The organism is Marimonas arenosa, assembly GCF_030848945.1.
In the GTDB taxonomy this organism is placed as follows: domain Bacteria; phylum Pseudomonadota; class Alphaproteobacteria; order Rhodobacterales; family Rhodobacteraceae; genus Marimonas; species Marimonas arenosa.
Genome location: NZ_JANHAX010000003.1, coordinates 272231 through 284355, shown reverse-complemented (window position 1 = coordinate 284355; position 12125 = coordinate 272231). Strand labels below are relative to the sequence as shown.

Sequence of the window (12125 nt, the reverse complement as noted above, 5' to 3'; positions counted from 1 at the left end):
CTGTCCGCCCCCTCTTATACGGGCCCGACACTGCGCACAATGCGCCGCAATACCTGCGAGCCCCGATGCCCGAACTCCCCGAGGTTGAAACCGTCCGCCGCGGCCTGGTGCCCTCGATGGAGGGTCAGGTGATCGCCCGCGCCACGGTCAACCGCGATGGCCTGCGCTGGCCCTTCCCGAAGGGCTTCGCAAAACGCCTCACCGGGCGGAAAGTGCTCCACCTCCGCCGCCGCTCGAAATACATCCTCGCTGATCTCGATGGGGGCGAAACGCTGCTGATCCATCTTGGCATGTCCGGCCGGATGACCGTCTCGGGCGACCCGCTGGGGCAATTTGTCCATGACCACCCTAAGTTCGAGAAACACGATCACGTCATCCTCGACATGGAAAACGGCGCTCGGATCACCTTCAACGACCCCCGCCGGTTCGGCGCGATGGATCTCGTCCCCACGACCCAAGCCGACACGCACCCGCTGCTGACCAAGCTCGGCCCCGAACCGCTGGGCAACAGCTTTGACGAGGCCTACCTGATCGCAGCGCTGAAGGGAAAAAACACACCCATAAAGTCGGCGCTGCTCGACCAGCGCATCGTTGCGGGCCTTGGCAATATCTATGTCTGCGAGGCACTGTTCCGCGCCCATATTGCGCCGACCCGCAAGGCCGGGCGCATCTCGGCCGCCCGCGTCGCCAGCCTTGTCCCGATCATCCGAGATGTCCTGCAAGAGGCCATCGAGGCCGGTGGCTCCAGCCTAAGGGATTTCCGCCAGGCCAGCGGTGAACTCGGTTATTTCCAGCACAATTTCGATGTCTACGACCGCGAAGGTCAACCCTGCCGCAGCCCCGGCTGCACCGGCACGATTCGCCGCACTGTGCAGGCGGGACGCTCATCTTTCTACTGTCCGCAATGTCAAAGATAGCTTGATCCGCCCGGCGACAGTGGTAAGGAATCGACTCTCAGCGAAACAGCCGAAAGCGACCTGACACATGGCCTATGAGACGATCATCGTCGACGTAGAAGACCACATCTGCCTCATCCGACTGAACCGCCCCGACGCACTCAACGCCCTCAATAGCCAGTTGCTTGTCGAACTGGCCCAGGCGATGACCGAGGCCCAGGAAAACGAACGCGTGCGCTGCATCGTGCTGACCGGCTCGGAAAAGGCCTTCGCTGCCGGCGCCGACATCAAGATGATGAGCGAGAAGAGCTTCACCGACGTCTTCACCGAGGACCTGTTCACGCCGGAAACCGAAACCATGCTGCGGGTGCGCAAGCCGATCATCGCAGCCGTGGCGGGCTATGCGCTCGGCGGCGGCTGCGAACTGGCGATGCAGTGCGATTTCATCATCGCCGCCGACACCGCCAAGTTCGGCCAGCCCGAGATCAACCTCGGCGTCATGGCGGGCCTCGGCGGCACCCAGCGCCTGACCCGTTACATCGGCAAGTCCAAGGCGATGGACATGAACCTGACCGGCCGCTTCATGGACGCCGAAGAGGCCGAGCGTGCAGGGCTGGTCAGCCGCGTGGTGCCGGCCAAGAAACTGATGGAAGAGGCGATGGGCGCCGCCGCCAAGATCGCCGAGAAGTCGATGATCACCGTCATGGCCGTCAAGGAAGCCGTCAACCGCTCGTACGAGACCACCCTGCGCGAGGGCCTGCTGTTCGAGCGCCGCGTCTTCCACTCGCTGTTTGCCACCGAAGACCAGAAGGAAGGCATGGCCGCGTTCATGGAAAAACGCGAGGCGCAGTTCCGCGACCGCTGACCCGCGGCGCTGCCGACTTCCGTCGCCGACCGACAAAGCAACGCCCGGCCCCCAAAGAGGACCGGGCGTTTCCAATCGTAAAAAGAAAAAGACTTGTTACTTAACCAGGCGGAGATTTCCGCGCAGTTCTGAAACGTCGATCCCGCTCCGGCTCAGCTTCCTTAACTCGTCCTCGTTCAACAAATCCCAAACGTCCGATCTGAGTCGGCGGGACAAGGCAACCCGTTTTTGCGGGTCCGTTTCCGCCATCAACTCATTAACGCGGTCTTCTAACTCATTGTTTCTCAAACTCGCTCCAATCGTACCAAAAACGCTTTTACTACCGCCAGTTGACCACGAGCTATGCATGTGTCAAAGCTCTTTGAACGGAATACACATATGTAGATATTTTAGATGAGCGTGGGCGACAACATTCTGAAAGCCTGCAAGGCGAGGGGCGTTTCCCTGGCGCGGGCCTGCACGCTCGCCGACCTGCGCTATTCCACCCTGCACTCACAGATCGCCAACGAACGCGAGATTCCGTTTTCCACCATCGACAAGCTGTCAGCCGCGCTGAACCTTCCGCTCGGCTATTTCTCCAGCCACGAACCCGCCGTCCGGATTGAACCCGACGAAGAAGCCACGCTGCTTCAGGCACGGGCGGCACGGGCGCTCTCCAACCTGCTCGAACGCCAGGTCGCGGCGCTGGCCGACTGGGGATACCAGATCGGCGTCGAGGACGTGCTCGACTGGCTGATCGCCCATGACAGCATGCTGATCAAACACGACTGGCTGATCGAACGGGTCGACCTGTTCTATCCGGTGAAGAAGGGCGACACCATGCTCCGCCCCTACCGGATCGGGTCACAAAGCCTCGCGGCGCGCTATTTCCGGCTTCTGGACACCGACGATTACAACGAGGTCGTCGGCCGCTTCAATCGCGACTTCCTCAACCGCCTGCTCGTCGCCCATCGCGACGTGGCCAACAAGCGTTACTCCGTGGCCGATGTAATGATTGACGAAGTCATCGACGGCGCTCGCATCAAGGGCACCTACCGGCGGCTGCTGGCCCCGGTCACCACCCCGGACGGACAGAAACTCACGCTTCTGTTCTCAAAACTTGCTCAATTCTCCACACGCTAGGACATGCTCGATATCCCGTGTCGGGATGCCGACCAGGAAGTGGTCCGACGCCCGTCCCCTCGGTTCGGGGTCGGCCCACCGCACCGCCTGCGGCAGCTTGTAGGTAAAAGCATAGTAATCGGCAAAGCGCTGCTGCTCTCGGGGAACGAAAGCATAGATCCAGTCGAGATCCGGCCAGGTCATCTTTACCAGGATCATGCACAGTCGGGCAAAAGCGGTCAGCACCCGCCGACTGCCCCGCGCCCGGTCCGAGAAATAGAGTTCGCCGACATAGATCAGCTTGCCGTTCATTACGGCAGTCGCCGCCGGCGACACCCATTCGATCGCGGCCTGGCCGCCCCCGTACTGTCCTCGCGCCGTGCGGATCAGGTATTGGTCGAACGGCTCACCCCTGAGATCCTGGCATTGCGCCGCCAGACCGCCCACGCGTTCGCCATCCTTCATCAGGAAGGCCCAGAAAGCCTGGCCGCGGGTGAAATCGTTGCGCAAAACGTCGAAGGGCGGGCTCTGAAACGGCTTGCCGAAGTCGAAAACCTTCTCCGGGATTGTATCGAAGTCATCTTCCGCCAGGCAATCATAACCCAGCTCGTTCAGCGTCTTCAGGATCTTTGCCGATTGGACGAGAAGGTCGTTTTGTATCATCCACAGCCCCGGTCACTTGCCCGAGACCCGGCTATCACAGCGGCGGCTCGGATTTCCAGCGCAACCCCGACGCGTCCGAAATTGCCCTTGCCGATGCTGCAAAAATGACTCGGCCACCGTTTGCCGTTGCATTCCGCGCGAAAATCCGTATCAACCGCGCCAGACATGCGCGTGATGCCCGCTTCGGCAAGAGACAGCCCCGGCCCCGGGGACCCGTTCGGGCATTTGCGCGATTGAAGTGAAACGAACCGAATGTGAAAGGGCCACACCCATGGCAAACTCGCCCCAGGCTAAAAAACGCGCGCGTCAGAACGAACGCCGCGCTGCCGTCAACAAAGCGCGCCGTTCGCGCATCCGTACCTTCCTGCGCCGCGTAGAAGAAGCCATCGCCTCGGGCGACAAGGACGCCGCCGCCACCGCGCTGCGTGCGGCTCAGCCCGAACTGATGCGTGGTGTCAACAAAGGCATCTTCCACAAGAACACTGCCGCGCGCAAAATGTCGCGCCTGTCGGCCCGGGTGAAGGCACTCGGCTAAACCGATTCTTCCCGTTTCGATCCGGAAGAGGCGTTGTCCCGGCAACGCCTCTTTTCGCGTTCGAGCCCTTATTTCCTTGGCTTTGAATGGCTTCTCAGATTCTCTGTCGGAAAAATCCGAGTCAAGAACGAAGTTTCGTTGAACCGTCCGCAGGGCTGTTGCTAATTTCGATCCTGCGAGTCACATCGACTTGGGGGGACAAGCCTTCTTCCGGCATCTGCCGGCCCTTGAAAAAGGGTCGGTCGGGGTTGGGGGGATCGGATATCTGTTTTCGACTTGTCCAAATTCAAGACGTCGCGGTGGCGTTGGCCTGCAGGCCGGGTTCTGGGGAGTCCCGGCAAAACCTGGCAGACCGATGCAAACCGCAATGATCGGCCGGGGCGGCGATTTCGTGCATTGCGCAAGCGGTGCGACGGTGTCCTTTGGTCTGACCCGAGTGGTTCGCTCTCGTCCGGGGTGGCGCCTGGATGCGGACAGATTGCCGACATTTTGGGACAGTGTAGCGAATCGGGGATCAGATGACGCAGGAACAATGGGGGCAGGTTCAGAAGGCTCTTCTCGAAACCATCGGGAGAAACAACTTCAGGACCTGGATCGAGCCGCTCGAGTTTGCCGAACTCACCGATGGCGTCGCGACGCTTCACGTGCCCACCAGCTTCCTCGGAAACTATGTTCGCCAGAATTTCGGCGACATGCTGCTCTACCAGATGACGGCCGTCGGCGCCGATGTCCGCCGCATCAGGTTTCAGGTGCCGGCCCATCCTGCCAATTCAACGCGCCCTGCCCCGCAGAAGCCGGCTATCGCCGCACCGACACGTCCCGCCGCGGCGGCCCCCGCGGCCGCCCGTGACGATCTCCTGCCTGCCGCCCCGCTCGATCCGCGCTTCACCTTCGACAGCTTCGTCGTCGGCAAACCGAACGAGCTGGCCCACGCCGCGGCCAAGCGCGTCGCCGAGGGCGGCCCCGTCACCTTCAACCCGCTGTTTCTCTATGGCGGTGTCGGCCTGGGCAAGACCCACCTGATGCACGCCATCGCGCACGAGCTCAGAACCCGGCACCCGCATCTCAACGTGCTCTACCTCTCGGCGGAACAGTTCATGTACCGCTTCGTGCAGGCCCTGCGCGACCGCAAGATGATGGACTTCAAGGAAATTTTCCGCGCCGTCGACGTGCTGATGGTCGACGACGTGCAGTTCATCGCCGGCAAGGATTCCACCCAGGAGGAATTCTTCCACACCTTCAACGCCCTGGTCGACCAGAACCGCCAGATCGTGATCTCTGCCGACCGCGCCCCGGGCGAGATCAAGGATCTCGAGAACCGGATCAAGAGCCGCCTGCAATGCGGCCTCGTCGTCGACCTGCACCCGACCGATTACGAACTGCGCCTCGGCATCCTGCAGTCGAAAGTCGTCGCCCAGAAGGCCCAGTATCCCGAGCTTGAGCTGGCCGACGGCGTGCTCGAATTCCTCGCCCACCGGATCTCCACCAATGTCCGGGTGCTCGAAGGCGCGCTGACAAGGCTCTTCGCTTTCGCCTCGCTGGTCGGCCGCGAAATCACGCTGGAACTGGCCCAGGACTGCCTGGCCGATATTCTCCGCGCCTCGGACCGCAAGATCTCGATCGAGGAGATCCAGAAAAAGGTCTCCGAGCACTACAACATCCGCCTCTCGGACATGATCGGACCCAAACGCGTGCGCAGCTTTGCGCGCCCGCGTCAGGTGGCGATGTATCTCTGCAAGCAGCTGACCTCGCGATCACTGCCCGAGATCGGCCGTCGTTTCGGCGGACGTGATCACACCACCGTCATGCACGGGGTGCGGCGGATCGAAGAGTTGCGGATGCAGGACGCCCAGATCGAAGAAGATATCGAGCTTCTGCGCCGCGCGCTTGAGGCCTGAACCACGCGTCCCCCTTTCGGACCGTCTCGCGGAGGCAGAGCGAGACCATCCCAAAGGGCGAAATCACTGCCTTGACCTCGATCCTGCAAACCCTGAAAACACCATTAAAACCTTGCGTACACGGGCGAACCCGCTAGGGTTTCGATCCCGGCCATGCGGATACGGAGTGAGGGCATGAAATTCAGCATTGAACGCGGCGCGCTGTTGAAGGCTGTCGCGCAAGCACAATCGGTCGTCGAGCGGCGCAATACGATCCCGATCCTCGCCAACGTGCTGATCGAGGCCGAAGGATCCGACGTGCATTTCCGCGCCACCGACCTCGATATCGAGGTGGTCGACAAGGCCCCGGCCCAGGTCGAACGTGCCGGGGCCACCACCGTCTCCGCCGTCACCCTGCACGAGATCGTGCGAAAGCTGCCCGACGGCGCACTGGTCACCCTCACCGACGACGGCGCGGCCGGTCGCCTCTCGGTCGAGGCGGGGCGCTCGCATTTCAACCTCGCCACCCTGCCGAAGGAAGATTTCCCGGTGATGGCAAGCTCGGAATACAGCTCGAATTTCTCGGCCCCTGCGGCGGTGCTCCGGCGTCTGTTCGACAAGTCGAAATTCGCGATTTCCACCGAAGAAACAAGGTATTACCTGAACGGCGTCTACATGCACGTCTCCGAGGCGGATGGCGGCAAGGTGCTCAGATGCGTGGCCACCGATGGTCACCGCCTGGCCCGGATCGACGCCGATCTGCCCGAAGGCGCGTCCGACATGCCCGGCGTGATCGTGCCGCGCAAGACGGTGGGCGAGTTGCGCAAGCTGCTCGATGACGACGACACCCAGATCGCCGTCTCGGTTTCAGAGACCAAGGTCCGCTTCGCCACCCCCGACATCACGCTCACCTCCAAGGTGATCGATGGCACCTTCCCCGATTACACCCGGGTCATCCCCACCGGCAACACCCGCCGGCTCGAGGTCGACGCAGCCGAATTCGCCCAGGCCGTCGATCGCGTCGCCACCGTCTCCTCGGAACGCTCGCGCGCCGTGAAACTGTCGCTCGACGAGGACAAGCTCACGCTCTCGGTCAACGCCCCCGACAGTGGCGCCGCCGAGGAAGAACTCGCCGTGGCCTATGGTGACGAACGGCTCGATATCGGCTTCAACGCCAAGTACTTGCTCGAGATCGCCTCTCAGGTCGACCGCGAAAACGCCGTCTTCCTGTTCAACTCCTCGGGCGATCCGACCTTGATGCGCGAAGGCAACGACACCTCCGCCGTCTATGTCGTCATGCCGATGCGGGTGTGACCCGCACGTCGCCCCCCGCAACCACCCCGACCCCTTCATCTTGCCGAAAATACTCCGGGGAGCGCGAGGGGCTGTCCCCTCGCTCCTGCCCTTTCAACAGGCACATCGGGGCGCAAACATGACCCTCGCCCTCACCCATCTCACCCTGTCGCATTTCCGCTCGCATAAACGGGCCGAAATCACCGTCGATACCCGCCCCATCGCTATCTTCGGGCCCAACGGCGCCGGCAAGACCAACATTCTCGAAGCCGTCTCTCTGTTCTCTCCCGGCCGCGGCCTGCGCCGCGCCAGCGCGCGGGACATGGCCCGCCGGCCCGAGGCGCTCGGCTGGAAGGTCACCGGCGTCTTGCGCTCGTTGCACCAACTCCATGAAATCGAAATCTGGTCGGATGCGGGCGCTGCCCGCCAGGTCAGGATCGACGGCAAGCCCGCGCCGCAGACCGCGCTGGCCCGTATCGCCCGCGTGCTCTGGCTGATCCCGGCGATGGACCGGCTCTGGCTCGAAGGCGCCGAAGGCCGCCGCCGCTTCCTCGACCGGATGACGCTCAGCTTCTTCCCCGACCACGCCGAGGCGTCGCTCGCCTATGACAAGGCCATGCGCCAGCGCAACCAGCTCCTCAAAGACATGGTTCGCGACGCCCACTGGTATGCCGCGCTTGAACGCCAGATGGCCGAAACGGGCGCCGCCATCCACGCCCACCGCCGCGCCGCGCTCGACCTGTTGGCCACCGCCCAGGCCCGGGCTGAGACCGCCTTTCCCACGGCGACGCTGGCGCTGCAGCAATCCGAAGGCGAGATGCCCGCAACCGAGGACGACCTGCTCGCCGCCCTCGCCGACTCGCGGCCGCGCGATTTGCATGCCGGCCGCGCCCTGATCGGCCCGCATCGGACCGACCTCTACGGCGTATACGCCGCTAAGAACGTGGCCGCCCGCGATTGCTCAACCGGCGAACAGAAGGCGCTGCTGGTGTCGCTGATCCTTGCCAACGCCCGGGCATTGGCGCAGGAGTTCGGCGCACCGCCGTTGCTGCTTCTTGACGAGGTCGCCGCCCATCTCGACGCCACCCGCCGCGCCGCCCTCTACGACGAGATCTGCGCCCTCGGCGCCCAGGCTTGGATGACCGGCACCGGCCCAGAACTTTTCGCCGAGCTGGGTTCCCGCGCGCAGTATCTCGAAGTCACCGAAAGCAACGGTGAGTCCGACACACATCCCCGCGCATAGCGGCAGCGCGCAGGGTCAACCGAGCCCAAGGCGCCGGCGCATCACCACCATCACCCCCGCCTCGCCCGCGCGCCGGCGCAGCGTTGCCTGCCCCAGCAGCACGGCAAAACCCAGCACGAAGACAGGCGCAAACAGCTCGGCAACGAAGGCATAGTGGCTCCGCCCCATGAAAAAGCCGAAGCCGAACACGATCCACAGCATGTTGGATATCACCTCGAACGGGTTCCACAGCGCATCCTCGCGCACCCGCCAGCGGCTGCCGATCTTCTCGGTTGGGCTCATCCGCACCTCCGCCTCGGGTGCCGGCGGACGAACCCGCGCGCTTTCGGGAAACTGTTCCTGGCTCATCGCCGCCTGAATGGCCTTACTCACGGGGCTGCTCCCTCTTGATACTCGTTGCGTTCGAACCTCGCCGAAAGTTTGGGACAGATTGGGGCAAAGACGAGGAATTTCCGGTCCAATCCAGAGACCCGAAAAACCACAAAATATAGTGTCTTCGCGTGACAAACCTCCCCGGAAAATGTATAAAATCATAGGAAAAACAAAGAACTTCAGGCCATGTCAGACAACGAGCAGAAAAACCCCGAATACGGGGCCGAATCCATCAAGGTTCTCAAGGGCTTGGAGGCCGTCCGCAAGCGCCCCGGAATGTATATCGGCGATACCGACGATGGCTCCGGGCTGCACCACATGGTCTACGAGGTCGTCGACAACGGCATCGACGAGGCCCTGGCCGGCCACGCCGACCACGTTTCGGTAACGATCCACGCTGACAGTTCCGTGTCGGTCTCCGACAACGGCCGCGGCATCCCCGTCGACATTCATCGAGAAGAGGGCGTCTCGGCCGCCGAGGTCATCATGACCCAGTTGCACGCGGGCGGAAAATTCGACAGCAACTCCTACAAGGTCTCGGGAGGCCTGCATGGCGTCGGCGTGTCGGTGGTCAATGCGCTCTCGGTCTGGCTTGAGCTCAGGATCTGGCGCGACGGCAAGGAACATTTCGCCAAGTTCGAACATGGCGAAACCTCCGAGCATCTGCGCGTCGTCGGCGACGCGAACGGCAAGAAGGGCACCGAGGTGCGCTTCCTCGCCTCGACCGACACGTTCTCGAACCTCGACTACAGCTTCGAGATCCTGGAAAAGCGCCTGCGCGAGCTGGCCTTCCTCAATTCCGGTGTCCGCATCATCCTGCGCGACGAACGCCCGGCCGAGCCGCTGGAAACCGAGCTGATCTACGAAGGCGGCGTCAAGGAATTCGTCAAGTATATCGACCGCCACAAAACCCCGATGATGCCCGAACCGATCTATGTCAAAGGCGAACGTGACGATATCGGCGTAGAGGTCGCAATGTGGTGGAACGACAGCTACCACGAAACCGTGCTGCCCTTTACCAACAACATTCCCCAGCGCGACGGCGGTACCCATATGGCGGGCTTCCGCGCCGCGCTGACCCGCACCATCGGCAAATACGCCCAGGAAAGCGGCATCGCCAAGAAGGAAAAGGTCAACTTCACCGGTGACGACGCCCGCGAGGGCCTCTCCTGTGTGCTTTCCGTCAAGGTTCCCGATCCCAAGTTCAGCTCGCAGACCAAGGACAAACTGGTCAGTTCCGAGGTCCGCCCCGCGGTCGAAAACCTCGTGGGCGAAAAACTCGGCGAATGGTTCGAGGAAAACCCGAACGAGGCCAAGATCATCGTTGGCAAGATCATCGAAGCCGCCTTGGCGCGCGAAGCCGCCCGCAAGGCCCGCGAGCTGACCCGCCGCAAGACCGCGATGGACGTCAATTTCCTCGCCGGCAAGCTCAAGGATTGTTCGGAAAAGGACGCCTCCAAGACCGAACTCTTCCTGGTCGAGGGCGACAGCGCCGGCGGCTCGGCCCAGACCGGCCGCGACCGCCGCACCCAGGCGATCCTGCCGCTCAGGGGCAAGATCCTGAACGTCGAACGCGCCCGCTTCGACAAGATGCTGTCCAGCCAGGAGATCGGCAACCTGGTGATGGCGCTCGGTACCGGCATCGGCCGCGACGAGTTCAACATCGAGAAGCTAAGATACCACAAGATCGTCATCATGACCGACGCCGATGTCGATGGCGCCCATATCCGCACGCTGCTGCTGACCTTCTTCTATCGACAGATGCCCGAACTGATCGAGGGCGGCTATCTCTACATCGCCCAGCCGCCGCTTTACAAAGTCGCCCGCGGCAAGTCCGAGGTCTATCTCAAGGACCAGGCCGCGCTGGACGATTACCTGATCCAGCAGGGCATCGAGGGTGCGGTACTGAAACTGGGCTCGGGCATGGAAATGGCCGGTCAGGACCTCGCCCGCGTGGTCGACGAGGCGCGTCAATTGAAACGTGTGCTCGAGGCCTTCCCGACGCATTACCCGCGCCACATCCTCGAACAGGCCGCCATCGCCGGCGCCTTCGTGCCGGGCGCGGTCGATGCCGATCTGCAAGGCGTGGCCGACAAGGTGGCGGCCCGGCTCGACCAGATCGCGCTGGAATACGAACGCGGCTGGCAGGGCCGGATCACGCAGGATCACGGCATCCGCTTGGCCCGCATCCTGCGCGGCGTGGAAGAGGTCCGCACGCTTGACGGCCCGATGCTGCGTTCGGGCGAAGCCCGCAAGACAGGCAGCTTCACCCAGTCCCTGCAAGAGGTCTATGACCAGCCCGCAACGCTCATCCGCAAGGAACGTGGGCAGCTCATCCACGGACCACTCGACCTGCTCGCGGCGATCCTGCAAGAGGGTGAAAAAGGCCTCACACTGCAACGCTACAAGGGCCTGGGCGAGATGAACCCGGATCAGCTCTGGGAAACCACGCTCGATCCCGATGCCCGCACCCTGCTGCAGGTCAAGATCGACGACATGGTCGAGGCCGACGACCTCTTCACCAAGCTGATGGGCGACGTGGTCGAACCCCGGCGGGAATTCATCCAGCAAAACGCGCTCAGCGTCGAAAATCTCGACTTCTGAGGCATCGTCCGTCACAGAACCGGTGTCCTGCTTTGGGCGGATGTCCCGTGTCAGTCGGCGGTGTCCGTCAGTCCGCGAAAGGCCAGGTCTTTCAGTGCGGTGAGGTATTCTTCCTGCGACCAGCCGGCCTCTAGAGTCAATTGCTCCCAGTTGCGAACCGATAACAACGTCCAAAGCAGATCGGTCGCCTTCTCCTCGGTGAGTCCGGAACGCAGCTCACCATCGGCGGCAAGCGCAGATACCGCGGCGGCGCAACCATGGCGCACCGCCTGCATGCGGTCGCCCCAGGCCTTTCGCGCCTCTTCGTCATTATCCTGCATCGCCATCAGCGCCCGGCCAACGCCATAAATCTCGGGGATATGACCGGCCCAGGCCTCGACAAACAACTGAAGCCGTTCGCGCCCGTTTGTCGCCGCGCGACTCGGGGCGAGCCGGTCGTCGACCGCCTTGGCCTCATCGATATGCCGTGTCGTTTCGATCAGCAGTTCGGCGCGCGAAGGGAAATGCAGGTAGACCGCTTGACGGCTCACCCCGGCCGCCTTGGCAATATCCGACATGCGGACTTTGCTGCCGCCCTTCTCCAGCAGGTTCCATGCAGCGTTGAGAATGCGGGTGCGGGCGTTCGGATTCTGACTTGACATGGTGTAAAGTTACCCTTAATTGACACGCTGTCAAC

General features: G+C 62.7%; 11 protein-coding genes. 8 read left to right on the top strand and 3 right to left on the bottom strand.

Features of this window, described 5'->3' with window-relative positions:
- Positions 1 to 65: 65 nt before the first annotated feature.
- The 3 genes from mutM to NO357_RS11485 all read left to right on the top strand — a co-directional run bounded on the left by mutM (position 66) and on the right by NO357_RS11485 (position 2883).
- Complete coding sequence (gene mutM, locus NO357_RS11495; RefSeq protein WP_306735816.1) at positions 66 to 917, top strand: bifunctional DNA-formamidopyrimidine glycosylase/DNA-(apurinic or apyrimidinic site) lyase; 852 nt, start codon at positions 66 to 68, stop codon at positions 915 to 917.
- A 67-nt stretch (positions 918 to 984) separates the two neighbouring features.
- On the top strand, positions 985 to 1761 hold the full coding sequence (locus NO357_RS11490; protein ID WP_306735815.1) for an enoyl-CoA hydratase: 777 nt from the start codon (positions 985 to 987) through the stop codon (positions 1759 to 1761).
- A 393-nt stretch (positions 1762 to 2154) separates the two neighbouring features.
- Positions 2155 to 2883 carry a helix-turn-helix domain-containing protein gene (locus NO357_RS11485; protein WP_306735814.1) on the top strand — a complete coding sequence of 243 codons (729 nt, stop codon included), beginning with the start codon at positions 2155 to 2157 and terminating at the stop codon, positions 2881 to 2883.
- Here NO357_RS11485 and NO357_RS11480 read toward each other — a convergent pair.
- Entirely contained in the window at positions 2854 to 3525 is a 672-nt protein-coding gene (locus NO357_RS11480) for a hypothetical protein (RefSeq protein ID WP_306735813.1), read from the bottom strand. The two genes, NO357_RS11485 and NO357_RS11480, sit on opposite strands and share 30 nt — an antisense overlap.
- Positions 3526 to 3796: 271 nt before the next feature.
- Here NO357_RS11480 and rpsT point away from each other — a divergent pair, with 271 nt between their 5' ends.
- From rpsT to recF, 4 genes are all read left to right on the top strand, one after another.
- Positions 3797 to 4060, top strand: a complete 264-nt coding sequence (gene rpsT / locus NO357_RS11475) for a 30S ribosomal protein S20 (protein ID WP_306735812.1) — start codon at positions 3797 to 3799, stop codon at positions 4058 to 4060.
- A 518-nt stretch (positions 4061 to 4578) separates the two neighbouring features.
- Positions 4579 to 5958: a chromosomal replication initiator protein DnaA gene (gene dnaA / locus NO357_RS11470; protein ID WP_306735811.1), complete on the top strand. Its 1380-nt coding sequence runs from the start codon at positions 4579 to 4581 to the stop codon at positions 5956 to 5958.
- Between the two features lie 174 nt (positions 5959 to 6132).
- Entirely contained in the window at positions 6133 to 7251 is a 1119-nt protein-coding gene (gene dnaN, locus NO357_RS11465) for a DNA polymerase III subunit beta (protein WP_306735810.1), read from the top strand.
- A 118-nt stretch (positions 7252 to 7369) separates the two neighbouring features.
- Positions 7370 to 8473 carry a DNA replication/repair protein RecF gene (gene recF, locus NO357_RS11460; RefSeq protein ID WP_306735809.1) on the top strand — a complete coding sequence of 368 codons (1104 nt, stop codon included), beginning with the start codon at positions 7370 to 7372 and terminating at the stop codon, positions 8471 to 8473.
- Positions 8474 to 8488: 15 nt separating this feature from the next.
- Here recF and NO357_RS11455 read toward each other — a convergent pair whose 3' ends face one another.
- Positions 8489 to 8845: a hypothetical protein gene (locus NO357_RS11455; protein WP_306735808.1), complete on the bottom strand. Its 357-nt coding sequence runs from the start codon at positions 8843 to 8845 to the stop codon at positions 8489 to 8491.
- 186 nt (positions 8846 to 9031) lie between these two features.
- On the opposite strand from NO357_RS11455, the gene gyrB reads away from it, so the two are divergent.
- Complete coding sequence (gene gyrB, locus NO357_RS11450) at positions 9032 to 11449, top strand: DNA topoisomerase (ATP-hydrolyzing) subunit B (RefSeq protein ID WP_306735807.1); 2418 nt, start codon at positions 9032 to 9034, stop codon at positions 11447 to 11449.
- A gap of 50 nt (positions 11450 to 11499) precedes the next feature.
- On the opposite strand, the gene NO357_RS11445 is transcribed toward gyrB, so the two are convergent.
- Complete coding sequence (locus tag NO357_RS11445; RefSeq protein ID WP_306735806.1) at positions 11500 to 12090, bottom strand: TetR/AcrR family transcriptional regulator; 591 nt, start codon at positions 12088 to 12090, stop codon at positions 11500 to 11502.
- Positions 12091 to 12125: the final 35 nt, after the last annotated feature.

Bases quoted from the DNA above. Each gene is read 5' to 3' on its own strand.
- mutM (WP_306735816.1), top strand. From the start codon at position 66: ATGCCCGAACTCCCCGAGGTTGAAACCGTCCGCCGCGGCCTGGTGCCC.
- NO357_RS11490 (WP_306735815.1), top strand. From the start codon at position 985: ATGGCCTATGAGACGATCATCGTCGACGTAGAAGACCACATCTGCCTC.
- NO357_RS11485 (WP_306735814.1), top strand. From the start codon at position 2,155: ATGAGCGTGGGCGACAACATTCTGAAAGCCTGCAAGGCGAGGGGCGTT.
- NO357_RS11480 (WP_306735813.1), bottom strand. From the start codon at position 3,525: ATGATACAAAACGACCTTCTCGTCCAATCGGCAAAGATCCTGAAGACG.
- rpsT (WP_306735812.1), top strand. From the start codon at position 3,797: ATGGCAAACTCGCCCCAGGCTAAAAAACGCGCGCGTCAGAACGAACGC.
- dnaA (WP_306735811.1), top strand. From the start codon at position 4,579: ATGACGCAGGAACAATGGGGGCAGGTTCAGAAGGCTCTTCTCGAAACC.
- dnaN (WP_306735810.1), top strand. From the start codon at position 6,133: ATGAAATTCAGCATTGAACGCGGCGCGCTGTTGAAGGCTGTCGCGCAA.
- recF (WP_306735809.1), top strand. From the start codon at position 7,370: ATGACCCTCGCCCTCACCCATCTCACCCTGTCGCATTTCCGCTCGCAT.
- gyrB (WP_306735807.1), top strand. From the start codon at position 9,032: ATGTCAGACAACGAGCAGAAAAACCCCGAATACGGGGCCGAATCCATC.
- NO357_RS11445 (WP_306735806.1), bottom strand. From the start codon at position 12,090: ATGTCAAGTCAGAATCCGAACGCCCGCACCCGCATTCTCAACGCTGCA.